Origin of the sequence: Mycobacterium sp. TY815 (genome assembly GCF_030755135.1) — a bacterium.
GTDB lineage: Bacteria > Actinomycetota > Actinomycetes > Mycobacteriales > Mycobacteriaceae > Mycobacterium.
In genome coordinates this window covers 165227-189427 of record NZ_JAUFRX010000004.1, presented here as the reverse complement: position 1 = coordinate 189427, position 24201 = coordinate 165227, and the positions used below count along the sequence as shown (strand labels likewise).

19 protein-coding genes and 3 pseudogenes are annotated in these 24201 nt (G+C 63.6%); 11 read left to right on the top strand and 11 right to left on the bottom strand.

Features of this window, described 5'->3' with window-relative positions:
- Positions 1–101: 101 nt before the first annotated feature.
- Entirely contained in the window at positions 102–257 is a 156-nt protein-coding gene (locus QXK92_RS30850) for a hypothetical protein (RefSeq protein ID WP_205879636.1), read from the bottom strand.
- Positions 258–539: 282 nt separating this feature from the next.
- Here QXK92_RS30850 and QXK92_RS30845 point away from each other — a divergent pair, with 282 nt between their 5' ends.
- On the top strand, positions 540–932 hold the full coding sequence (locus QXK92_RS30845; protein WP_055576571.1) for a condensation domain-containing protein: 393 nt from the start codon (positions 540–542) through the stop codon (positions 930–932).
- Positions 933–1029: 97 nt separating this feature from the next.
- Here QXK92_RS30845 and QXK92_RS30840 read toward each other — a convergent pair whose 3' ends face one another.
- Together QXK92_RS30840 and QXK92_RS30835 are read right to left on the bottom strand one after the other, a co-directional pair.
- Positions 1030–2166, bottom strand: a complete 1137-nt coding sequence (locus QXK92_RS30840; RefSeq protein ID WP_055576572.1) for an NAD(P)/FAD-dependent oxidoreductase — start codon at positions 2164–2166, stop codon at positions 1030–1032.
- A 651-nt stretch (positions 2167–2817) separates the two neighbouring features.
- Positions 2818–3726 carry a sterol desaturase family protein gene (locus QXK92_RS30835; protein ID WP_055576573.1) on the bottom strand — a complete coding sequence of 303 codons (909 nt, stop codon included), beginning with the start codon at positions 3724–3726 and terminating at the stop codon, positions 2818–2820.
- A 90-nt stretch (positions 3727–3816) separates the two neighbouring features.
- Here QXK92_RS30835 and QXK92_RS30830 point away from each other — a divergent pair, with 90 nt between their 5' ends.
- On the top strand, positions 3817–4563 hold the full coding sequence (locus tag QXK92_RS30830; RefSeq protein WP_055576574.1) for an AraC family transcriptional regulator: 747 nt from the start codon (positions 3817–3819) through the stop codon (positions 4561–4563).
- Between the two features lie 219 nt (positions 4564–4782).
- Here QXK92_RS30830 and QXK92_RS30825 read toward each other — a convergent pair.
- Positions 4783–5960: pseudogene (locus QXK92_RS30825) on the bottom strand (NAD(P)/FAD-dependent oxidoreductase).
- Positions 5961–7045: 1085 nt separating this feature from the next.
- Here QXK92_RS30825 and QXK92_RS30820 point away from each other — a divergent pair.
- Positions 7046–7354: pseudogene (locus tag QXK92_RS30820) on the top strand (integrase core domain-containing protein); the annotation flags it as partial.
- Positions 7355–8276: 922 nt separating this feature from the next.
- On the opposite strand, the gene QXK92_RS30815 reads toward QXK92_RS30820, so the two are convergent.
- From QXK92_RS30815 to QXK92_RS30805, 3 genes are all read right to left on the bottom strand, one after another.
- Positions 8277–9785, bottom strand: a complete 1509-nt coding sequence (locus QXK92_RS30815; RefSeq protein WP_306248244.1) for a multicopper oxidase family protein — start codon at positions 9783–9785, stop codon at positions 8277–8279.
- 187 nt (positions 9786–9972) lie between these two features.
- A complete protein-coding gene (locus QXK92_RS30810; protein WP_133438223.1) occupies positions 9973–11274 on the bottom strand; it encodes an MFS transporter in 1302 nt (433 codons plus the stop codon).
- Positions 11274–12341, bottom strand: coding sequence for a PLP-dependent cysteine synthase family protein (locus QXK92_RS30805; RefSeq protein ID WP_306248378.1), 1068 nt, complete (start codon positions 12339–12341; stop codon positions 11274–11276). The genes QXK92_RS30810 and QXK92_RS30805 overlap by 1 nt, the downstream gene beginning before the upstream one ends.
- A 1877-nt stretch (positions 12342–14218) precedes the next feature.
- Between QXK92_RS30805 and QXK92_RS30800 the strand changes: the two genes are divergently transcribed.
- The 5 genes from QXK92_RS30800 to QXK92_RS30780 all read left to right on the top strand — a co-directional run bounded on the left by QXK92_RS30800 (position 14219) and on the right by QXK92_RS30780 (position 18540).
- Positions 14219–14518, top strand: coding sequence for a PE family protein (locus QXK92_RS30800; RefSeq protein ID WP_055581891.1), 300 nt, complete (start codon positions 14219–14221; stop codon positions 14516–14518).
- 28 nt (positions 14519–14546) lie between these two features.
- Positions 14547–15701 (top strand): PPE family protein, encoded by a 1155-nt coding sequence (locus QXK92_RS30795; protein WP_055581892.1) that lies wholly within the window; start codon positions 14547–14549, stop codon positions 15699–15701.
- Between the two features lie 228 nt (positions 15702–15929).
- Positions 15930–16301 (top strand): hypothetical protein, encoded by a 372-nt coding sequence (locus QXK92_RS30790; RefSeq protein WP_306248240.1) that lies wholly within the window; start codon positions 15930–15932, stop codon positions 16299–16301.
- Between the two features lie 99 nt (positions 16302–16400).
- On the top strand, positions 16401–17594 hold the full coding sequence (locus tag QXK92_RS30785) for a PLP-dependent cysteine synthase family protein (RefSeq protein WP_306248237.1): 1194 nt from the start codon (positions 16401–16403) through the stop codon (positions 17592–17594).
- Between the two features lie 223 nt (positions 17595–17817).
- The gene (locus tag QXK92_RS30780; protein WP_055581894.1) at positions 17818–18540 is read left to right on the top strand and encodes a YoaK family protein; all 723 of its coding nucleotides are present in this window, start codon (positions 17818–17820) and stop codon (positions 18538–18540) included.
- 847 nt (positions 18541–19387) lie between these two features.
- Here the strand turns inward: QXK92_RS30780 and QXK92_RS30775 are convergent.
- Positions 19388–19846, bottom strand: a complete 459-nt coding sequence (locus QXK92_RS30775) for a DUF4189 domain-containing protein (protein ID WP_240744042.1) — start codon at positions 19844–19846, stop codon at positions 19388–19390.
- A 413-nt stretch (positions 19847–20259) separates the two neighbouring features.
- Positions 20260–20439 carry a hypothetical protein gene (locus QXK92_RS30770; protein ID WP_306238054.1) on the bottom strand — a complete coding sequence of 60 codons (180 nt, stop codon included), beginning with the start codon at positions 20437–20439 and terminating at the stop codon, positions 20260–20262.
- Positions 20440–20502: 63 nt separating this feature from the next.
- On the opposite strand from QXK92_RS30770, the gene QXK92_RS30765 reads away from it, so the two are divergent.
- Positions 20503–20655 carry a hypothetical protein gene (locus QXK92_RS30765; protein ID WP_306238056.1) on the top strand — a complete coding sequence of 51 codons (153 nt, stop codon included), beginning with the start codon at positions 20503–20505 and terminating at the stop codon, positions 20653–20655.
- A 415-nt stretch (positions 20656–21070) separates the two neighbouring features.
- Here QXK92_RS30765 and QXK92_RS30760 read toward each other — a convergent pair.
- Positions 21071–21220: pseudogene (locus tag QXK92_RS30760) on the bottom strand (DUF732 domain-containing protein); the annotation flags it as partial.
- Between QXK92_RS30760 and QXK92_RS30755 the strand changes: the two are divergent.
- On the top strand, positions 21176–21403 hold the full coding sequence (locus QXK92_RS30755; RefSeq protein ID WP_055577519.1) for a hypothetical protein: 228 nt from the start codon (positions 21176–21178) through the stop codon (positions 21401–21403). The pseudogene QXK92_RS30760 and the gene QXK92_RS30755 sit on opposite strands and share 45 nt — an antisense overlap.
- 865 nt (positions 21404–22268) lie before the next feature.
- Positions 22269–23189: a transposase gene (locus tag QXK92_RS30750; RefSeq protein ID WP_306248235.1), complete on the top strand. Its 921-nt coding sequence runs from the start codon at positions 22269–22271 to the stop codon at positions 23187–23189.
- Positions 23190–23683: 494 nt separating this feature from the next.
- On the opposite strand, the gene QXK92_RS30745 is transcribed toward QXK92_RS30750, so the two are convergent.
- Entirely contained in the window at positions 23684–24121 is a 438-nt protein-coding gene (locus QXK92_RS30745) for a DUF4189 domain-containing protein (RefSeq protein WP_055577520.1), read from the bottom strand.
- Positions 24122–24201: the final 80 nt, after the last annotated feature.

Sequence of the window (24201 nt, the reverse complement as noted above, 5' to 3'; positions counted from 1 at the left end):
CGAGCCGCCGCCAACTGTCGAGACATGGCTGACCGGATCGCATCCTCGGTGCCGACACCCCCGCCATTGCGCATCCCTATGTGCGACAGGCGAATCGACATTTATCCCAGTGCTTCATTGATCGGCAGGCGCTCGACCATGCAGGCCAGCACCCATAATCTGCGGGCGGTGGGGCCGAAGCGGCCGAAGCGGCGGCGCTTGGCCCAGTGTTCGTCGTCGATGACCTTGGCTGTCAGTTCATCCTTCAATGTGGCCACCGTGACCTCCATTTCGTGGTCTGCACAAGCTCGGATCCCGACGACCGCTTCGACGCGGCAACGCGTCGACAGACGTCTAAAGCCTCATGGCGGGTCTGCGACAGATCTAGGGCACAGAGTCCTCAACCGACTACGGCCAGGTCCGCATGGCAACTTTCTGTTGCGTTGATCAAGCCGGCGCGCATGATCACGTTGCGGCCGTCGCAGCCATGGCCATGCACCCGCCCCCTCCGCCATCGCCGATTTTCTCGCCATCGATCACCATCCGACGTCAAGCGGCTCGTGGTTGCGTGCGACGCAGAGGCGTCTCGGTTCGGCACGCAATGCGCGCGACTGTCCCTCGTCGACGGCGAACCGGTCTTCATCGTCGACCGCCAACTCCCGCAGAAGTTGCAGTCCCTACGTTGCATCGATCTGCGTGCCGAACCGGACCCGGTCGAAGCTGCTCACCGCTGGATGAACGACAACTACCACCGGCCGATCGATCTGTTCGGTGACCAGCTGACCGATCTGGCGCTGTTGCGAATCACCGACAACCTGTCGTACTTCTATTTGCGCGCGCACCATGTCCTCTTCGACGGGTATGGCGCCTACAATTTCATCCGGCACATCGCGGCCGCCTACTCGGGATCGGTCGGGGGACACCACCGACGTCAACTTCTCCGAATGCCCTGAGCCGCAACGCTGATCGCCAGCATCAGCAGTCTCGCGTTGTCATGCCGATGCCGCGTGACAACAGATAATCGTGCGCGGCGCCCCGACCGATCGAATTTCAGAGCGCGGCGAACCAGCGCTGTTGGCGGGTGCGGGCGAATTCAGCTTTCTCGGCGACAAATTCGGTCGAGGGGCCTCGCAATACCCCGGTCGGCGTCGGACCGCTGAGGAAGTCCGCGTGCATCTTAGCGACTTCTCCGCGGCCAAACTCCATAAAGCAGTCCCCCGCTCCGTCGTAGGGGCCGGGTGGGGGAGTGCCGCGCAAGTCGGCAATGATATTGTCAGCGACGAATTGAGCGGCACGCTCGGCGAACGTGCCGGCTTTTGCAGTAAACGCCGCAGCGACATCGCCCAAGGCATAAACACCGGAAAACCGAGTGGCCAGGTTGGTCTTCTCGACGGGAATCCATCCGTCTGGTGCCAGCTTGGAGTCTGCCACGACCTTCGGAGCCCGGTGCACCGGGATACCGATGAATAAGTCATAAGGAAGTCCTCCGCCCTCGGCAAACTGGGCGACTTTGTCTGCTGTGTTCAGCTGGCACACCGTCCGCTTTCCGACGAAGGTGATTCCTCGCGCGGTCAGGTGCTGCAGAATCGGTTCGGAAACCTCCTTGGCGACCGGCACTGGGGCGCCCATAAAGCCCGTTACGGTAATGCTCACCTGCTCACCTAAGCCCCGGGTGGCGAAATAATCCTCAAGCAGGAAGGCCGCCTCGAAGGGTGCGGGTGGGCACTTGTACGGCTCGCCGAGGACGCTGATCACAATATTGCCGCCCTGAAAAGTCGGTAAGGCGGCACACAGGCGTTCCGCACCGTCCAGTGAATAGTACTCGTAACCATCCTCGGCGAATCCCGGGGTCGCCGCTGGATCATATTGCGCCCCCAAGGCCACAACAAGGATGTCCGCCTGATAGGAACCAGCTTCGGTACGTACGTAGCGGTTTTCTGGGTCAATCGCGGTGATGACTTCCTGCCGGAACTCAACACCTGGGCTGGCGAACGACGCGTATGGCATCCGCACCTCGTCTTGACTGCGTTTGCCGAGTAGCACGTCGAGCTTGGAGAAACCGAACGAGAAGCAATCGTTGCTATCGATCAGTGTCAACCGCACGTGGTCGGCCAGCGACTCGGATAGTCTGGTAGCGAGTTCAAGCCCGCCGAACCCGGCTCCTAGGATCACTACATGCGGCGTCATCGGTTCCCTTCCCGCTGCGGTCGTGTGTTGTCGTTACCGGTGTTACCCCAATCGGCGCGCATAAACAGGCTCTTCGCAATTCAGAGCGCTTGACGAATTGATGGAGCGCTGCTCCCGCGCTAGCAGGGGCTATGCGGATCGCAGAAGCAGATCGGCATGCCGGTGGCCTCGGTGATCTCGGTGTATTGCGCCATCCCCTGCTGGGTCCCCGATCGGCGAGCGACGCCAGCTCTCCGGGATCTCGGGGACTTTGGCCGACATCGCTTCGGCCAGTGTCTGCCGTGTGTTCGCCGCGCAGGTGCAGCAGCACAACAAAAGCGGTGCTGCGCTACGAAGGGGGCGATCGCGGAGCCCCGAGGCGGTGCTGCCCGGTACCGAATCCCCTCCGTAAGACTGTTGAGGGCCCACGAGGGGCCGGATAGGGCCGAGATCGCCCTGCGCTGTGGAAGTGACCGTTGCGGCGTCTGGTGGCGTCGGTGTTGTGGCGCAGTCGAGGAAGTAGGTGGCGCCGAGGTCGTGGTAGGGCATGGCGATGCTGAGCATGTGCCAGATGCGCGATACCTTGCATCAGAGAATTCGCGCTGACGGCTCGCGATTCGAGAGGAAGCCGCTGCGAGCCGCATTACAGCTTCAGGGTGTGTGGCAACCCCGCTAGGCTTGGCCCCCCACCGGCTGCCGCGGATCGCCTTCGGCCGGGTCGTTTAAGTGGCATGCGGCCCTGGTGCGGAACGGCTCGATCAGCTGGGCAAGATATGCCACGGGGTAATTGGGTTTCGCCGCCATTCCGAGGTCGTCGGTACGAAACCGGCGGTGGGGGTCGAATGAGAAGGTGCGCAGGGCGTGATCCCAGGTCAGTGTGAATAACCCGAAGTTGACGTCGCCCACACCAGCCCATTTCAGGTGGTGAAATCGGTGGCCTTCATTGAGCGCCAGAATTAAACGTAGCGGGCCGATCTGGTAGTCGGCATTGGAGTGTTGTAGCAATAATTGGACAGCGATACATACCGCCAGCGCCTCGGCCACCGACGTGGGCATTCCCATAATGACTAAAGGCGCTGTGCCTGCGGCTAGTTCGACTGCGCCGTGCGCGGGATGCTTCATCAGGCCATTGAAGCCGTAGAACCGTTTCACGCTGTGGTGTACCGCATGCAGTCGCCACAGCCAGCCCACTCTGTGACTGACCATATGCGCCAGCGTGATGCCGAGATCGGACACCAACACCGCCAGCAGCACCTGCAGCGCGAACGGCGTCGATGCCGGCCACCAGTGATGAAAAGGGCTCAATAGCGCCGTCACCGGGATGACCAGGACAGTCACCAGGGTCGCGGTCTCGTTGATGAACGCATGCGCCGCGTCGCGGCGCACATCACCGAGTGAGTCGTTCCATTCCTGGTCGTAGGGCAGGGCGCGCTCCACCGCAAACGATAATCCAATTGCCGCGGTGATCAGCACGACCATCCACAATCCGGCCCAGGGTGTGCGGGCTACCGCGATCGCAACACCGTTGATCCCGACGAGCATCAGCGGCACGTACCCGTACCGCGCCAATGTTTTGACCATGGATGGAAGTCTTGAGGCTGGGCGGGGGGTGAGGCATGTACAGATCCGTCGACTTGCACGGTTGAGCACCGGTGGATACTCGAGTGTGTGATGTGGTCTGGCGCGGCGGTCATTGAACCGGGCCGCCTTATCTACGGTGGGCAACTGGGAGCCGCGCACATGCACGCCCACGCCGCTGTCCAGATCGCCGCAACCACCTCAGGGGCTATCGCCTTCATCGACGGCGCCGGGCGGCGGGCGCGGGGGCTTGCCGGGGTCATCCCAGCCGGTGCAGCCCACGCCCTCGACGCCGGCCCCGCTACGGGGCTGATGATCTATCTCGAGCCCACTAGCGCTACCGGTCGCAGGCTGGCCGCGTTGTTGGCTCCGGGTGCCCGTGAGGATGCACGAGCCTGGCTGGCGGCGGCGAGGCGGGTTATCAATCCGACGGAACAACAGGACCTTTGCTCCGCAGCCGGTGCGGTAGTAGAGCAACTATGCGGTTCCGGTTCGGTAGTGTCGAATGAGGGCGCACCGCACTCCAGCGTGCGCGAGGCGATCGACCTTCTGCCCAATTTGCTGTGCGGGCCGGTGCGGCTCACCGACGTGGCGCGTGCGGTGCACCTCTCGGCTGACCGGCTTGGTCGTCTGTTCGCCCGCGACGTCGGCCTGTCATTTCCCGCCTATGTGCGGTGGGCGCGGCTCATCCGGACGATGGAAGTGGCCCGCAGCGGGGGGACCCTGACCGACGCGGCTCACGCCGCCGGATTCACCGACAGCTCACACGCCAACCGGGCGTTTCACGAGATGTTCGGTATCGCCCCGTCCGCCGCGTATAGCAGTGTGCGCCTGCAGTGATCGGCCGCCGCGCGATGCCCGCGCAAGTTGACCGATCAGGCGCTGGGGTGTGACCGCAATAATGTTTTTTTAAAACAGGACCGGATGGCTTCCGGGCAACACGGCGCCGTGGGCCGGGGTCGAGGATCGTTTTGCACTAGGTTGTGCTGAGGCTCGCTCTGGGGGCGCTTGGCGCAAACGTGGGCATCCTCTCTGATCACTTGCGTCCCGGGAGGTGCCTTATCGCGCGGCAGAGCTTTGGTGTTCCCACAGACGTCGCCAGTCCTGTTCTTCTTGTTGTTTGTCGTGATGCAGTTCGTTCGACGGCGCGGTGAGGTGGATGGCGGGGTGGGGCAGGGTGAAGAAGTCTCCTTTGCCCTGGGCGGAGGTGTGTGCGCCGGTGTCGATGTAGCAGTACCCTTCCCCCGAGAGAATGCCGGTGTTATTGGTCAGCTCGAGGTAATGAAGTGCGTTCTCGGCGGCGGCCTTCGCTCCGTTTCTGGCGAAGATCGCTGCTTTGGGCAGGGGTCGGCCGGATGGTGAGGTGACCGTAGTGATGTCACCGATGGCAAAGATGCCGGGGTGCCGGGTTTGCATTGTGGTGGTGTCGACACTGATCCAGCCGGGCCGGTCGAGAGCGACAGCCGGTTCGTGCGGGGGTATGAACATGAGCAGGTCAAAGTCCACGGCGGCGCCGTTTTGGAATGCGATCAACTGATGGTCAGCGTCGACGTGCGAGACGCTGTGTTCGCCGTAGAAATCGATGCCGTCGGCGTTGAGTAGTGCTACGAGTTCGGGGCCAGCATAGGGGCCTGCCGAGGGCATGGGCTGGGCCTCCGGGCTGTAGATCGAAATTTGAGTCGCGGCGCGAGAGCCGTTCTCGGTGAGGAGATCTGCAGCCAGGAGAGCGCCTTCGTAGGGGGCGACTGGACATCGGTAAGGCTGGGAGGTGACCAGGAAGACTAACTTGCCGCCGGTGAAGGTCTGCAGTGCGCGTCAGCGGCCGCGTCGGCGCTGTAGTAGTGCACCGCCACGCCGGCGGCTACAGCGGCTTGCAATCCAGGGACTTGGTCGATGGCGTTGCGAGCACCAGCGGCGATGATCAAGGCGTCGAAGGCGATCGTGGTGGCGTCGGCCAAGGTGATGGTGCGCGCGCCGGGGTCGATGCGGTGGACCGAGCCGGTAATGGTCGTGACTTCGGACAGTGCGTCGGCAGCGGGGCGGATGGGCACGCTGTCCTGGTCGCGCCAGCCGCGCATCACCCACGGTAGGGTGAATCCGAGAAAATGCGAGAAGTCTTCGTCGATAACGGTGATGTCGAGGGCGTCAAAAGTGACGTTGGACTCGGTGAGTTCGTGGATGACACTGAGTCCACCGATGCCGGCGCCGACGATAACAAGCTTTTGCTTGGTGTGCATTTGTTTCCCCATCTTTCTTCTGTCTGGACCGAGTGTGCGAACTGAGTGTCAAGAGGGTTGTCGCAGCACTGGATCGGCGGGTACCCGGCCTTTGACGGCAATGAAGTGACGGCTCGCAGCTGGCGCCGGTGGTCGTGGCGAAGACGCGGCATTGCACGGCATGCACACACGCTGGTGACGCATTAATCACGGCGCGCCGCCGGTGCAGCGGGATGAATTGAGCTGCGGTCCAGCTCGCACCGCATCAGACAACGATGCCGATGCCGGACGACCGCGTCGAGCGATGTGTCTGAGATTGCCGCGGGGTGGTTTGGCGGGCGCCCACCGCGCCCAGGACGTGCGCCACGGCGCCTCCCTCGGACGGGGTCCGCCGCGGTAGTGCTTATTACTTACCGCCGGCGAGGCAGCTTGCGTGCGGCGGCGCCCTGTACCGCATTGACAGCGGCCTTTAGCCGGCGGACTTGCTGGGAGTTGCGCACTTCGCCCGGTTTGGGCCGATGATTCTCGTCCCTCGTTGAGGATGGCCAAGCTCATCGGCTGCCTATCAGCGGCCGACCCAGTCGTCTCGGGGACGTCGCCGAGCCGAAGTTCGTAGATTTCAGGGCATCGGACACACCGGGTCAACCCCATCCGCACCGCCAAATCAGCGTGAAGTGAGCTTGCCATAACCCTTTTATACCATACCCCCTACGGTATTACGGCGACAGGGTTGATGCGTCGAACGCCGCGGCGGACGCCCGCGGCCCGGTATCAGAAGCGCGCACGGAGAACCCGAAGGCTGTACGGATTATGTTGGTGCCATCGCAATCTAGCCCGAATCCATCGGGTTAGAGTTGGCGGGAGACCTTAAGAGGTGTTAAGGCACTGGTTCCTCGCGTACACCTTCTCCTCATGCTTGCCGGAACCAGACCATCCGGTAGTACTGGCCTGTCCCGTCGTTGTCGGGGCTGCTTGCCACCCTTACCGGCGTCTCCCGGTTCGGGCTGCCCGCAGCTTCGCTATGCTTCTGCGACAGCACAACGGCACGGGTCTCTCACTTCCGCGCGATATCAAGATCGGCCCAGACCGGCCGCGGGTCGTGTGGATTCCATGCGGATCACGGAAGTCAGTACACCTCAAGGGCTTTCGCGAAACTCTGCAATGATCGTGGTGTCATCCAATCGATGGGTGGGGTCAAGTGCCGATAACGCGCTCGCCGAATCCTTCAACGCCTCACTCAAACGCGAGATCCTGCAGGACCGCACCTGTTGGCCGAACACGGCGTCCTGCCGTCGCGAAGTCTCCGCTGGCTGGCCCGCTACAACACCAAACGACGCCACTCCCGATGCCGTCATTCCAGTCCGGCCACCTACGAAAACAACCACACAACCACTACGCTGCCACAAGCGGCGTAACCATAAATCCCGTGTCCACCACATGGGGTCAAGGCCCGATCAGACGTGCCCCGCGACGCGTGGGCAAGAGGCGCCGTCTAGCCCGCTTTGGTCAAGGTGAACAGTTGGTGGTGTTCAACGATATAGCAGCTCGGTGGGGTGTGTGGGAAGTCCACTTGCCCCGCGGGCGTAAAGTGCACTTCACCCTTGAGTGTAATAGGGTCCCACCACTGTACGACGCTCACCGGATGGGATCCGGGATCCCATAAGCTGTCGGCCATTTGGTATAGCGGACAGTCAAGACCATCCGGGATGGTCCGTGAATTGACATATCGGCCGTCTATGAATGGGGCGTCAAAACTTCGCCCTAACGCAGTTGTCACGTGAGCGATGCAGTCCGGGCTGCAGGTCGTATTGACAGTCCACGTCCCCGTACCGCCGTCGGCGTCCGCGTAGAGATAGACCCCATCCATCATCGGAGATTCCGCCCTGGCTTGCGGTGCGACCACACCGGGCGCCACTCCGAGCAGCAGCCCAATAGCTGCGACTAAGACTTTGATCCTCATGCGTGTTCCATTCTCGTCTTTCGAGCATCGAGAAGCCAAATTGTATCTCCGCGGGGGCAAGCTGGCCTCGGCTTAATCACAAAAACAATTTCTTGATCATCTGCGCCTGGCGCGGACCATCGGATGGGCGCGATCTCGTCGAATTGCACAGATTCGCAGCGATGAGAACGATAATTTGAGCGAGTCTGCGATCACTGGCGGCCGTCGCATGTAGGTTATCGCAATGGTGTAGGAGAGCAACCGTATTTCGATGTGCCTGCTCTGGGGCGGACGTCGTGAACAACGGTCTGCCCCGCACACCGGATAGCTCGAAGTCGAACACCGGCGAATTGCTATCCGGAGAAGCACTTGCGGCGTCATCTGCGTTGTCAACCGTGTCAGGTCGTGAATTCGGTGTAGTTGAGGGCGGTCATCATGCCGGCTTCCAGGTGGTAGCCGTGATGGCAGTGGATCATCCAGGTGCCGGGGTTGTCGGCGATCAGCACGGCCTTGAGTTTCTGGTGAGGCTGCACGATGACAGTGTCTTTGCGAGCGCCCAGGCTGCCGTCGGATTTGATGACCTGGAAGGTGTGACCGTGCAGGTGCATGGGGTGGTACATCATGGTCGAGTTGGTGAAAGCCAGGGTGGCGCGCTGGCTTTGTTTGACGCTTACCGGCGGACTGTCGGGGTAGGGCTTTCCGTTAATGGACCAGTCGTATTTCGTCATGGAGCCGGTGAGTTCCAGGGCCAGGTTCACCTCTGATTCCGCTGACCCCAAGCTGACGGACGATGGGGCGGTGAAGGTGTCGACGGTGCCGATTCTGCCGTTGAGCTCGGGAGGCGCGAAGTTGACCTCTGGTGGGCTGCCGCCGGCGGTCTTCAGCAGCGCGCGCCCGGGTGTCGCCGATTTGCCTTCAGGCATGGCTACCAGCGGGAAGACGCCGTCGCTGACGGTGACGACGACGTCGTAGCGTTCGGCCATACCGACCAGCAAAGCGTCGGTCTCGGCCGGCGCAACCGGGAAACCATCGGTGTGGGTGACCGTCATGACGTGGCCTGCCAACGCCACGCGGAATGCGGTGTCGGCGCCGGCGTTGATGATGCGAATGCGTATGCGCTGACCCGGTTTCGCGTCGAAGGTGGTCGGCGCCGCCGCGACCCGGCCATTGATCAGATAGTACGGGTAAGCGATGTCGCCGGAGTCGCCGCCCAGCAATGCACTGCTTCCCACCGCTGGCATCCCGGGCATCTCCTGCTGGCTGGGTTCGTGAGCCATTCGAGAGCTCTTGAGCTCATCAAATATCTGCTGAGGATTTCTACCGACGCCGTCGGTCCAGTCGTCGAGGACGACGATCCATTCAGCGTCGTAGCGGCCAGGTTCTGCGGGGTCATCAATGATCACCGGCAGGTACAGCCCATAATCGGTCTGCAGGCCCACGTGCGGGTGAGCCCAATAGGTGCCGGGATGCGGCGAGGAAAACCGATAGGTGAACTCGCTGTTGGCGCCGATATTGGGCGTGGAAGGGAAAACGCCGTCCATGTCGTTGCGCAACGCGATGCCGTGCCAGTGCACCGAGGTGGCGTCGCCGAGCCGGTTCCTGACCGTAACGGCCAGTTCGTCCCCAACATTGGCGCGGATCAGCGGGCCGGGCAGAACGTCGCCGTAAGCCAGTGTTCTCGCGACCGGACCGCCGAGGTCCACGGACACCGGTTGGGCGGTCAGTGTGGCGGCGACGGTCCGTCGCGTGTGTGGGCGGGCTTTTTCCGCTGCATTAATGGCCTGCTGCAAGTCGAGTGCGCGATCGCTTCGCCCGCATGCCCCGAGCGCCAGTCCGGCCGCGCCGGCAATCGACGCGGTCACAAACGTGCGCCGATCGAGTCGGACGTCATTTCGCATTGTTTGCATCAACCTTCCTTCGTCGACTTCTCGTTTGGCGTGCCGCTGCCGGGGGATGGATTCGTCGCAACTACGACACCCTTGAGGACCGGCCGTGGCGACGGGCATTCCGTTGTCATAACGCACCCCGATACGCTGCGCTCATGACTCGCTGAAAGGGGCTACCCATCCAGTGCGGAGCTAAGCAACGGCGCGCTCACGATCGTTTCCGAACAGTGTCGGAGCATTGTCTGATGCCAGAAGATGCGGCTGCGTCTTCATTGCCTGGACGGGTCTGTAGATGCTGGTTGCGGTCGAGCAGGTGTAAAGCAAGAGCTGCGAGGACACCGATGACGAAGAGCCCTGCCCAGACCAGTTCACCGGCTCCTGCCTGCCGCGCTGCACCCATGGCCCAACCGGTCGCCAGGTTGCCGGCCAGGATTCCCACTCCGACGATGGTGTTGTAGAAGCCGTAATGCGTAGCGACCAGCCGGCCTTCAGCCAGAGCCATGACCGTATCCATTTCGAACGGGAAGACCGCGGCCGAACCGACAGCCAGCATGGCGGCGGTCACCAGCAGCGCGGCGGCAGCCGCGACGATCCCGAGTCGAGAGTCGTCGGGGATGGCCACCAGCGGCAAGAAGGAGGCCGCCAGCACACCCAACCCGATGGCCAGGCTGCGCCCCGGGCCCCACCGCGCGGCGAACCAGCGGGTGATGCGCAGCTGTCCGGCCACCGCCACCCCACCTGAAACGACGAAGATCGCCGCCACCAGCAGCGCTTGATAGCGCTTGGTCAACAGCGCCGCCTGCAGCGGCAAGGCGAGATAGACCTGGAAAGACAAGACGTAGGAGCCGATCATCGCCGCGGCGAACAACAGAAAGGACCGGTTTCCCAGGACGACTCGCCAGTCATCGAGTATCGATGTTTTCTCTGGTGCGGCATCGGCGCTGTGCTGCGGCAGCGCCAGCAATTGCGCCACCGTCAGCACCGCAAAGACCGCCGCCGCGCCTGCCGCGGTGATGCGGAAGTCGATAGCAACCAGCAGCACTCCAACTAACGGGCCCAGCAGAATTCCAGCCTGATAGAAGATGTTGAACACCGCGAATGCTTCCACACGGCGCGCACGTGAATCGGCGGCGAGATAAGCGCGCACCGCGGGATTGAACAACGCTCCAGCGAAGCCGGTGGCAGCCGAGGCGATCAACACCACCGGCAACGAGTGAGCGAAGATCAGCAACGCGAAGCCGCCCGTGCGGAGCAGACAACCGGCCACGATCAACGGTTTGTAGCCGATCCGGTCAGCCAGCGTGCCGCCGACAATGAACATGCCCTGTTGGGAGAAGTTGCGGACACCCAAGACCAGCCCTACGGCCCACCCCGCCAGCCCCAGTGGGCCGGCGAGGTAGGCCGCCAGGTACGGCATCAACATGTAGAAACCCAGGTTGATGCCGAACTGATTGATCATCAGCATCCGGCTGGGCCGGTCGAAGCTGCGGAATTGGGTCAGCAACTCCATTACTGCATCGCTCCGGTCGGATCCACCACAGTGGCGCAGCGGGTCCAGGACTGCACGACCTGGTCGTTAGGGTGGTCGATCACGGCCGGCTCCTCGGGCGGAAATTGGTCGAGCAGGCCGTGCTTGCGGCAGTAGTCGTCGTTGTAGATGGTGTCGAAATACCGTTGTGGTCCGTCGGGGAAGACCGCGGCGATGGTGGTCTCGGCGGGCATGGTGCGTGCGGCCCACCCGGCCACCAACCCGACCGCGCCCACGCTCCAGCCGCCGCTGGCGTGGTGGGTGGCCGCCAGGGCACGCGCCGCCCACACCGCTTCGGCCGGTGCCACCCAGTGCACCTCGTCAAACGCCGCATAGTCGACGTTGCGCGGGTAGATGCTCGAGCCCAGACCCCGCATCAACCGGCTGGCCGCGGGTTGACCGAAGATCGTCGAGCCGACGGTGTCCACCCCGATCACCTTCAGGCCGGGGTTGGCCTGGCGCAGCACCCGGGCCACCCCGGCCGAATGACCACCGGTGCCCACCGAGCACACCAGCACATCGACACCGCCAAGCTGATCGAGCAACTCCAAAGCCAGCGGCCGGTAGGCGTCAACGTTGTCGGGGTTGCTGTACTGATCAGGGCACCAGGCGTCGGGGTCAGCGGCCAGTAGTTCCGCAATGCGGTCCTTGCGGGCTTGTTGCCATCCGCCGAGCGGGTGGGGCTCGGTGACCAGGTCCACCTCGGCGCCGTAGGCGTGCAGCATGTTCTGCACGATCGGTTCCATACCCGGGTCGGTGACCACGGTGACCGGGTGGCGATAGACCATGCCGGCCAGTGCCAGTCCCAAACCCAACGATCCGCTGGTGGATTCCACGATGCGCGCCCCCGGGCGCAGGTCACCGCGGGCGCGGGCGCGTTCCACCATGTGTACTGCGGGTCGGTCTTTCATGCTGCCGCCGGGATTGAATCCCTCGAGCTTGGCCCAGAACCCCCGATCGGCCGGAGTCAACGGCTCCGAGATCCGCAACACCGGAGTATTGCCCACCAGGCCGGCCGGCTGCCGGCTTGCCGTGACCGGCGGGCACATCGCAGGGTTAAGTGGCCGGTTCACCGCCACTGGCCGGGAGTTGCACGACAAACGGGCTTCCAGAGAGTTCGAAAAACGAGCAGGGTTGGCGTTCATGCGATCGTCGCTTTCTTGAATGAGGCCGCAGGCGCAGCCATCGACAAAGGGATCGGCCACCGGCCGTCGTGAGATGCACAGACGACCTGGCGCTACCCAGTCAGCGACGAGAAGAGCACAACCGCGTCAAGAGTTCTCGACCGGTTAAAGGAGCGGCGGGCCCACGCGGCGGACCACGACCGCCCGCTATCCTCTGCCACCCGAACAAGCCCACTGCGCCCACCGTCGCCACCACCACGCTCAGAGCCGCCACGGTGGCGACAGGCGCGTTAGGCAACACGGCGGTCATGAACGCCTCGTGATGAGAAACCGAGGGATTTTCTAGGTGCGCGTGATTGCTATTGATGGTGAATTCGCCACCCAACGAACTCACCAGAACATGGGCGGGATGGGGTGCGGCAGGCTCATGCCGCACCTCGGCGTGTCCGAGAACAAGGACCCACACCGCGATCGCGGTCACCGCAGCAGCCAGTGCCGCGGTGAATTGCCACCACGGCCGCGGGCATGCCTTCGATCCGCTCACAGTACTAACAGCGTAGCAACGGGACCCGTGACGCGCCGACGCCGGGCGGCCATGCTGGGACATCACGTCCGCCCGCGCCGCTACGTACCCCATACCCCTTGAGGGTACGGACGAGCCGGGCGTGTGGCAAGGGGTGCGAGGAGGTCCGACAAGGCCGTCGAACATCGTCTGGTGCATCGACAGGCTTAAGGTGCATCACCAATGGTGATCATCGTCATTAACCGGCGGAGGTAGTGCCCTGCTCTGCTCACGTCTTGACAAGGAGCAGGGACCGTCGGCGCGGCGAAGGAAGCCCGATCCCGTTGCGGGGCTGCGAGGTGCAGTCAGCCGGGAACTTAGCCGAGGAGCTGAAAGACGCGTCACCTTCGCAGCGGGAACCTGTCGTGATCCAGCCGCATGGTGTACCCTCGGAGGGTATGAGGAGGATCCGATTGTCGTCGGATGACCGACGTGTCGGATTGGGCAGAGCGCCACGGTTGCGCTTTGCCGTCGTCGTGGCGGCCGCAGTCGCGGCACTGGCCATCATTGGTCACTGCGTGCCAGTGCGCGCCGCTGCCTCGCCGTCTCCGTCGGCGCCACGACAGCCAGTGGCCTCGCTTCCTCTCGCGGTTCATGCCAGCGCTGATCAGTCGCAGCTTGCGCAGGAGCGGCCCATCTGTAAAGGGTCGAAGGTGTTCGCAATTGATGCGATACCTGCGGCGGTGATGACAGCGCTGGTCGTCCTTAGCGCGGGCCTAGCGACGCTGGCGGGTATGGGCTGGCAAACACAGCTTGTGGCACCGGCCGGACGGAGCCCTCCGCACCCACCCGTTGCCGTCCTGTCCGGTCAAGATCTTCTGACTCGGATCCGCGTAGCTCGCCGCTGACTGGTCAGCGTCAGGCCCTCGTGCTCTGCTGCACACGGCCGGAGACGTCTGTCCTGTCCATTTCCGCGCGCTAGTCGCGCCGCTGACGTAAGCCGACTCATGCGACTTATTCACTGCTTGATGACTTCCGAATGCTCTGCGGTGCCCGGGTTGCTGAGCTGCTTGCCGCCGAGGAAGACACGGCGCCGCGCGCCTTCCCACCGAGGCCGAGCGGTAGCCGAGGCTCGCCGACGACGGTCGCTGCCCATAGGGATGTTGAAGGTCCCCGACCGCCGGGACACGATCGCCGCCGGCACCGCCCATCTTTCACAGGCGCCTACACGGTCCATCTGCGGCCTTGTCACGGAAACCCATGTCGGTAGCGGAGACGCATTTTTCAAGGAGAGCAAAGCATGTCGTTTGTGACAACGCATCCGGAATCACTGGCGTCGGCGGCCGGCGATCTGCAGACGATCGGCGCGGCGATGGATGCCCGAACGGTGGCGGTCGCGGTCCCGACGGCCGCAGTGGTGCCGGCCGCCGCTGACGAAGTGTCGTCGTTGACCGCGGCCCAGTTCGCCGCGCACGCCCAGCTGTACCAAGCAGTGGCCGCCCAGGCCACAGCGATTCACGACCAGTTCGTTGCCGCCTTGGCGACTAGCGCTGGATCCTATGCCGCCACCGAGGCCGCCAACGCGGCCGCGACCGGCTAACACGCGGTATAGCTGAAGGAGTACGCGAATGGATTTCGGGGCACTTCCGCCGGAGGTCAATTCGGCACGGATGTATTCGGGTCCCGGTTCCGGACCGATGCTGACGGCCGCGACCGGCTGGGATGAGCTGGCCGTTGAAATGAGTTCGGCGGCAACAGCTTACGCCGGGGTAGTAGCTCGGTTGACGGCCTTGTCCTGGTATGGGCCGGCGGCGACCTGGATGGCGTCGGCAGCTGCGCCTTATGTGATGTGGATGACCACGACCGCAACCGCAGCAGAGCAGGCGGCCGACCAGGCCCGCGCCGCAGCCGCCGCATATGAGGCGGCGTTCGCGCAGACCGTGCCGCCACCGGTGATCGCGGTCAACCGCAGCTTGCTGATGACCCTGATCGCGACCAACATCTTCGGTCAGAACACGCCTGCGATCGCGGCCACCGAGGCCCAGTACGCGCAGATGTGGGCTCAAGACGCTACGGCGATGTATGGATACGCAGCTTCGTCAGCGGCCGCGTCGACGTTAACGCCTTTCGCGCCGCCCCAGCAGGTCGTCAATCCGAGCGGGTTGGCTGCGCAGGGTGCCGCTGTCGCCCAGGCCGCGGGTGGTTCGGCCGCAACCGACACCCAAGCCGTCCTCACGCAGCTGACGTCGTCCGTACCCACCGTGCTGCAGGGACTGGCTTCACCCCTGTCGTCGGGTTCGCTTTCCTCGACGTTGAGTTCGATGAGCCCGATGCTGTCGGTGACCAGCTCGACCGCGTGGATCGCCAGCGCCGGCCTGTCGACCGGGGAGAAGCTCAAGGGCCTGCTGCCGGCGGCCACCAGCGCCCTCGCGCCAGCCGTTGCCGAAGGGTTGGCCACCGGGCCGCTCGGATCAGGTTTGGCCGGTCTGGCAGGCTTCGGCGGCGCCGGCACGACGGTATCGGCGGGTATGGGGCGGGCCGGGTTGGTCGGGTCGTTGTCGGTACCGCAGAGTTGGACAGCCACCGTGCCGGCCAAGGCGGCTGCTGCGCTGACTGGCACCAGCCTCGGCGCCGCTCCGGCCGCCGACTCCGGCGTCCCGAGCAGCATGTTAGGGGGACTCCCGTTGGCGGCTGCAGGAGAGCGCGGCGCGGCCGGAATTGTCCCCGATCCCCGGTTCCTGGAGCGCCCACCAATGGTGCCTCGCTGGTCAAACCTGGTGTAACGAAAGATGGCCACCACCAAGGGCCGCCAGAACCACGGTTGCGTAGGCCTGCAGCGCCGACACGGGCGCCGACTCACGCAAACCGGGGTGCAATGACCGATGAATCGGCGAAACCTTGCCGCGCCTGGTTGCTGGGACAACATCCGACGCCTACCCTCTAGGGGTATGAGGTGTGTGCGAGAACGGACGGGTGCGTCTCGACGCGCCTTGCCGCCGACGCGGCGGTCGATGACCGCGGCCGCCACAGCCGCCCTCTTGCTTCTGCTGATGGGGCACTCGGCACTGCTGCATTCGGAGAACAGCCACCCCCACCACTCCCATGCGCTGTTATCCAGCGTGGGTGCGGAGTTCGCGATCAATGTCGATCACCCCCATCTTGTCAGCGGGGCGTTGACCGCCTGTCATGACGTCTCGGCGTCCGCGGTGTTGCCGCGAACCCCAACCATCTTGGTGGAATTCGGCGTGGCCGCAGCAATGGTCGCGTATGTCGCGGGATTGTCCGGTGACGCCGCGATGTCGGGGCGGAGCCCACCCAACGCAGCACCCCCCGCCCTCACCGGTCGAGATCTCGTGACGCGGTTCTGCCTGATTCGTCGCTGACCGATCAGCGTCAGGTCGTGGTGTCATGCGCACGGCCGGTGCTCGCTGACCGATGTTCGATGTCGCAGTTCTGCGGCGCATCTGCGAAAGCGACGATCAATGAAGGACTCTTTGCCCCTAGCGCACTCTGAGCGTCGCAATACGCTCACTGAAACTGCCGAGCTGCACCGCAATTGTGACGTAATTGATCAGGACATCGCAGGGCATCTTGGTACTGCGGCTGCCTGCGCCTGTTCAGCTGGTAGGCATCGCGAGGCCGCTAGCCTAGTGGGCAATACCCCGGTGCTGTGGATCTCCGACGCAATCGCGGATGGGGGCCGCGGGTTTTGGGCCAAGCTTGAGGGCGCCAATCCCGGCGGAATGAAAGATCGCCCCGCCTTGCACATGGTTCAATGCGCTCGGGCTCGCGGCGAACTGCAACCGAACGCACAGATTGTCGAATCCACCAGTGGCACGCTCGGGTTGGGGCTGGCATTGGCCGGGCAGATATACGGCCACCCCGTAACTTTGGTTACTGATCCCGGCATGGAGCCCATCGTCCAACAGATGCTGGCCGCGTACGGGGTGCGCATCGAGATCGTCCCCGAGCCACATCCGCGCGGGGGATGGCAGCAGGCCCGCAAAGCCCGCGTCGCGCAACTGCTGGCCGCAGATCCGCGTGCCTGGAATCCCGATCAATACAACAATCCTGACAATGTAGCCAGCTACCAGTTGCTGGCGCTGGAACTGCTGAATCAGGTTGGAAGCGTTGATGTTCTGGTGTGTTCGGTGGGCACCGGAGGCCACTCGGCGGGTGTGGCGCGTGTGCTGCGCGAAGCTAACCCCGACCTGAAGCTGATCGGAGTTGACACCATCGGCTCGACAATTTTCGGGCAGCCGGCCGCCGCCATGCGACTGATGCGCGGTCTAGGGTCGAGCATCTATCCCGGCAACGTCGACTACGCCGCGTTCGCCGAGGCGCATTGGGTCGCCCCAGCCGAAGCCGTGTGGGCATGTCGCACGCTGGCAAGCACGTACTACATCAGCGGAGGATGGAGTGTCGGTGCGGTGGCGTTGGTCGCCGGCTGGGCTGCTCGCGCCCACCGTCCCGGTACAACCATAGCCGCCATCTTTCCCGATGGTCCGCTACGCTACTTCGACACCATCTATAGCGACGATTTCTGCCGCGGCCACGATTTGCTCCTCGCAGCCCAGCCGCGTGAGCCCGCAATCATCGCTGACTCGACCGATCAGGTTGTGCGGTCGTGGACGCGGTGCACGACCATACGCGATCCAACCCTGTCAAGGCAGTGAGCATTCTCGGTGTGCACGTCTTCACCCGGGAGGTGGTGGCCGGTGTCAGCGGAGATTACATCGATGTCGCGCTAGGCTGCGGCAGTTCTGTTGTTGTCCCTCAAGTCCGAAGGACAGACGGTACGACGCAATCCTGGCCGTTGACACCGCAGCCCCATCGATCTGCTGTTGGACCTTCGACGCTGACCAACGAGCCGCAACGACCACAGAGAAGGGGAGCTTGATGCCGCCTATCAAACGACCACAGACACGGGACCCGCGCGTAATCCTGCTCCTCTACAGCGGACTGCTGGCCGCGGTCGCCGGTTGGGTCAACTCGGTGGCCCTCCTCGTCTGGGTATATCCGGTAGGCAACCTCACGGCGCTGACCACCAAAATCGGCCAGCACACTACCAATCCACTGCTGCATCCCGGTGGCATGATCGCGGCGATCGTCGCCGGATTTCTGCTCGGCGTTCTGGGAGCCGGTGCCCTGGTTGCTCCCACGCAAAGCCCTACCGGTCCGCGCCACGCCGCGGTGCTACTGGGCGAAGCAGCTCTTCTGTTGGCGGCCGCCGGTATTGAACATCCGTTGATCAGAGCGCCACTGGCCGCCGCGGCGTGCGGATTGCAGAACGGAATGACTTCCAGTTTCCCGGGGATGCCCCTCCGCACCACTCACTTCACCGGCACGATCACTGACCTCGGCCTGCTTGTGGCGCGCAGTTACCGCCACGGAATGGACAATTGGAAAGCGGCGCTACTGACTTCGACCGTCCTGCTATTCATCGGTGGCGCCGCCGGCGGCGTGATCCTCGGCGGCCGGATCGGCGACCATGCACTGATCCCGGCGGCCGTGGCATGCGGCGGCCTCGCAATCGCACACGTGTTGCGTTGTCGCGGAAATCGCTCGCTCGCTGTTCACACGGCACCCGCAACTTACCCTCAAGGCGACGCACCGCCATGAGCTGGCGTCATCACTGCGCTCGCCCGCGAGTCGGATGCAGTGACCCCTGGTGACCACCGAAGCTGCTGCAGGCATTCTCACCGACCTCAACGTTGCAGATCGACCGGCCCAGGTGCAGCGGCCGCCGCGCCCGCCGGGGCTCGCGAGGATAGCGACTGCTCAAGTCGAGTAAGCCTCGCCGGCACAACGCCGTCGAGAAAGCTATGCACGGCGTTGCAGGTACAGCTAACTCAAAGGGAAAATCCGTTCATCGGACGCAACCGTCAATCTGACGCCGCCGTCGCCGCGCGGTCGCGTAGGTGAAGCGATCAGCGTTTTGCGCGCCGGACTTGGCTTGTGAGGCCAGCTATTCGGGTCTGGCGGAACGGCGTTGCCCGTCCGGCGAGCCGGCGATTGGCTTCTGGCTGGGGTGCCCGCCGGCTGGCAAGCCCTTCCTTGATTCCTTCAGTAACCTCGGGAACATCAAAACGATGCCGCGAATCCTGGGAAGGGCACGAGCAACTGAGCCCGCTGTAAGGGTCCCCTGGATCCGCAGCAACCGCCGAAGCGGGGCCGCCGATTGCCGCCCCCATGGCAGCCACGACGGTCATCAAGTTCCGCAGGCGCCTGCCCTACACAGTCATCGCGTTCTACCACATCTCAAATCGCAGATCCGCGAACCCGAACGCGACGCCGCCACCCGAGCCTTCGTGACAGACCTCTCAACTACCCCCACCCGGGTACAGTACCGCCGAACGACACATAGCTCTATATACGGTATCCCTGTACAGTATGGAGCTCAACAGCTTGGCGCCCGGACGCGCGACGCTTTACCCCGCGGAACCTCGGAGCTCAGTCCTCAATGCGCTCAATTGCATACCCAGCTCGCGACCGTCCCACCGCCGAGCCTGTTCAAAGCATCGGCCTCGGCCGCTGCACGCGAAAAGCCCGTTCCACCACGGTAATTCACACCGTCGGAAGCGACCGCGCCACACAGATTGAAGCTGATGACGACGCGGCAGTCGTTGTCGTTGCAGCGGTCGACCGCGACCTGTTCCGCTCGCGCCTTAGTAAGGTAACCCTGCGCTGTACCCCAAGCGCCGCTCGGGGCATAGGCGATCGCGCCGTAGCGCATCACGTGCGGCACGGGCATTTCCGGCCGCATGCCCATCTCGGACATCGCGGCTTTGTCCAGATTGGCGCTTACCTGCGGAACCAGCGGAAGCGCTATAGCCATCAGCCCGGCTGTGGCACCGACGCCCGCGACCGCCAGCGCGATTCGATGACCTCTCTTGGGTGTCATTAATTTGATTCCTTTCTTGTTCACTCTGGGGAGTGACCCTCATGTCTGCGGCACACAGGAAATTGTTCCATCATATACCCCATGGGGGTAGGGACGAAAGTCCCCAAAAGCAAGACTTGCTCGCCGGGGGCCGCGAATCAGCCATCTCGACCAGCCTTGGGTTTGGCACCGTCGCGACCAAGCGAGAACGCAAGTTCCGTCGCTGTGCGCGACCGCGCAGACGGTAGGCGTTGTCAAATTGCTTGCGAAACTCGATGTTTGGCGGTTGTATCCCAACCTGCCTCAGCGAATCACCGGGGTGTGCGGTGCTGGGTGTGCGTGGCGTTGGTATCACAGGTGTGTCAGGACGCCCCGTCGCGCGTCTGTTATTCGGGCTGTATCGACAGTGTGAATCTGTTCGGTCAATGGCGTCAGGCCGTTTCACGGTGCGAGCCTTATTAGGCCGGGTGGACCGGGGGGAGCCGGTGAAGGCTTCGACGAACCGCTGCCACCACCAGACCCGCTGCCCGCTCCAGCGCCACCGCCGCTGCCTCCTCCTCCAGCGCCACCGCCGCCGCTGCCTCCCCCTCCAGCGCCGCCGCCACCACCACCCTGCTGACCAGCTTCAGGTGGCTCAACTACTTGTGGTGGGGGCGGGGGCTCATGAGGAACCGGTGTCGGCGTCTGCTGAAGGGGAGGTGGTGGCTCCTGTGGCGGCGGTGGTGGCTCTTGCGGCGGTGGCGGTGGCTCTTGCGGCGGTGGTGGTGGCTCTTGCGGCGGTGGTGGCGGCGCTTGCGGTGGGGGCGGGGAACGCCTTGGGGGCGCCGGCGCCTCGACTTGCGGAAGCGGCGTGACGATATGTGCTGTGGGAGGCGGGGGAGTCGGAATCGGAATCTGTGGCGGGTTCGGGAGGTGGGGATCACCCGCCGGTAAGCCACCGACGGCCCAGGCCGGCACTGTGTCATGTACCGACCTCCTCTCGGCGTGGTATGTCCAAGCCGGCCGGGAGATTTCAGGCGTCAAGCCGACCACGTGGTCGCCCGGGGTATCCGGCCGCGCGGCAGCCTCGACGCACGGCGTTGCGCGCCGCGTCAGTGAATTAGTGCCCGAATTGACCGAATGGCGCTCATAGCCGCCGACGCGATACATCGATTGATGCGGTCCCGACGCCGCGCCGGACACTACGGGAGCTATTGCGCCACGGTCGTACGGGCAGTAGACCTCCACGGCTGCAGTGATGAATCGGGTCATGGTAGTGGTGACTCGCGCCGGGGGAAAACGGCGCAGTGTAGGGTCCATGTTGTATGCGTCATTGCGTAGCGCGTCGACGATTTCGTCCACTGGCGTACCGCCGTCCAATTTGAGACAAACCTTATGAGCCGCGTTGATGACCCTCGGCGCATTAGCGACAGCAGGGATCTCCTTGCTTTCGAGAAGAGCGAGAAATTGGTCATCCTGGTTTGGGTCGGCCGCTGCTGCGCCGCCACGCAGAATGGCGGTGCCGGTGATGACCGCGAGGGCGGTGACGAGCGCGCCGACATGCGTGTTGATTCTGGTGGACATGCCCTGTGTCTTTCTGCCATGAAGACGTTCGCCCGGTAGGCCGTCCGCCTATATTTCTTGCGTGCGCCGGTTTTCAGGCGCTGCGACGTCGTTGCGCCGCTTAATTCGGTCATGACTCGCCCAGGAACAGGAGCGACGATGATTCGCATATCAAAGACAATTCCCGCCCAGCAGATTGCACCTGCAGTCCTGGTTGCCTCGGGCATATCGCCGTGACCGTTGGCCGCTTTCGTCGCGGCTGGTCGCCCCTAACAAGTCAAGCGAGGCCAACAGACGTTCAGCTACGCGGCGGCACGTTGTTGTGCTGAGTTAACGAGAAGCAGCTGTGGGATCTGCGGCGGAATTACATCTCTCCATAGCGGCTAAATGTACCCCCACGGGGTACATTGGTCAAGCAGTTGTGTTGTCTGCGTGGGGCAACCGGGCTAGGGTACGGGCCGCGTCTTCATCGGGGGAAGTCATCGGAACGCAAGAAGGGCTTCAACGCGTTTTCCGTTCTAGCGAGACTGACCCTGGTGGGTCGCCCGTTCCTGGGCTGAAATGTTGTGGTGGTCGCCTTGCGACGCCGTGGCTCTATGGTTCTTCGACGCCGTGTTCTAGCCGGGCGCTGGAGTCGCGTTCTGGGCCCTTCATTGTTGCTGCCGTTGACGTTTCGGTCGAGCACGCGGATTCGATTCAGTGCTTCTTTTGTGCGGCCCCACAGGCGACCACGCCCTGTTGATGCGAGCGGGAGAGGAGTTGACGCGAACGATGTTGGCCGAGTCCCATGACGAGGAACAGGTCATTGCTAGAGAGTCGCTGCCCTGGATATCGGCAAGGCCGAGTTGGTGTCTTGTGTGCGGGTTGCGGGCCCCGGAGCGAGTCGACTCCGGGAGGTGTCGACACATTCGACGATGACCAGTCGTTGACCGAACTGGCCAACCATCTGGTCGAGGTCGAGTTGCGGATCGAGCGGGTGGTGGTGCAAGCGACCAGTGACTGTCGGAAACCGGTGTCCTACCTGTTGGAGGCGCACGGGCTGGCTCCGTGGCTGGTCAATGTCCGCGACGTCAAACATCTGCCGGGCCGGCCGAAGACCGATGTGCTGGATGCGGTGTGGTTGTGCAAAGTCGCCCAACGGCAGATGCTGCGGCCAAGCTTCGTGCCGCCGTGGCCGACCCGCCGCTTGCGGGATCTGAGTCGCTACCGCGTCGACTTGGTCGGGGTGCGTACCGCGAAGACCCGGGTCGAAAAGCTACTCGAGGACGCCTGCGACATCTTCGGGGTGCCCGGGCGGGCGATGATGGCCGCGTTGATCGCTGGCGAACGCGACCCGCATGTGCTGGCGCAGATGGCGCGCTCGGGCACGCGGACCAAGATCGGCCGGCTGGACGAGGCGTTCAACGGCCACTTCGATAGCCACCACCGGTTCCTCTTGTCGCGGATGCTCGACCGCATCGACGGCATCGATGCCGACATCGCCGCCGTCGATGAACAGATCGAGGCGTATCTGGCCCCTTCCGCGGCGGCGGCAGCGCGCCTGAATGAGATACCCGGTGTCGGGCCGGTCGCTGCCGCGGTAATCATCGCCGAGGTACGACAGCTTCCTGGGCGAGCGGTACCGGCGCATACCCAGACGGCGCGGCAAGAAACGCGCGATCGTCGCTGTCGCACGCTCCATCCTGGTCATCGTATGGCACCTTCTCGCCAACAAAGAGACACCCGCTTCACCGATCTCGGTGCCGATCACTTCACCCGCCATATCAACTCGGATACACAGAAACGTAACCACATCCGCCAACTCGAAGCACTCGGCTACACCGTTACCCTTACTTCAGCGGCCTGACCCCACGGCGCACACTGGTCCCGCCGTCACCCGCACGGCCATGTCGACGTGCAGATTCCCAAGTCAGCTCACCATTGTTTTCGGATTAGCGTCGGATGCCTGGTTTCACAGTCACGCGCCTGTGGCGCGTTTGTCCACGAACGCTCAGGCGCCCGACCGCAAAGCGGTATGACGAGTCGTTCGGTCTGGTTGTATGCGTGGTCGGCGGTTGAGGGTGCACGGTCGAACGTAGCTATCGGATGAGTCGCTCCGCTGGCTCCGATCGCGATCGCCAACGTTGGGAGAATGCAACACATTTGGTCCGCAGTCACGTGTTTGTTGGCGAGCGGACGCCTTCACCGCTGATATGGCTGGCGGCTCTGGCATACCCGCCGCGCCGAGGATGGGTGGAGCCGGCCGAGAAGTGGGCCGAGTCTCGTATTTCTCCCGGGCGCACGCGGCGCAAGCCTAAGTGTCCGGCTTGTGAGCGATTTGATCGAGAATGTGTCGGCAACTCAGTTGCACACCGAGTTGACTACCTTCCCGCCGCCCAGCCTGTTCAACGCGTCTTGTTCTGCCGCTTGACGTGAGAGTCCTGTTCCACCTTGGTATCTCGAGCCATCAGAGGCGACGGCGCCGCAGAGGTTGAAGCTGATGATGACTCTGCAATCATTTTCACCGCACTGGTCCAGAGCGACTCGTTCGGCTTGAAGCTTGACCTGGTAGCCGCGCGAGGTGCCCCATGCGCCGGTGCTTGGGGAGTAAGCGATCGCGCCATAACGCATCACATGGGGGACGGGCATTTGGGGTGCCATACCCATCTCGGCCACTGCAGCATTGTCGAGGTTGGCACCGACCTGGGGAACAAGCGGAAGCACCAGGATCATCAGCCCCGCTGTGGCACCGACGGCGGCCACCGCAAACGCGATTTGCTGACGACGTTTCGTTTTCATTTCACTAACCCCTTTGCTGAGGACTGGCGGAGGAGTTGGCGGGAGACCAACCGGTTACCCCGTAGGCGTTCTGAAGTTAT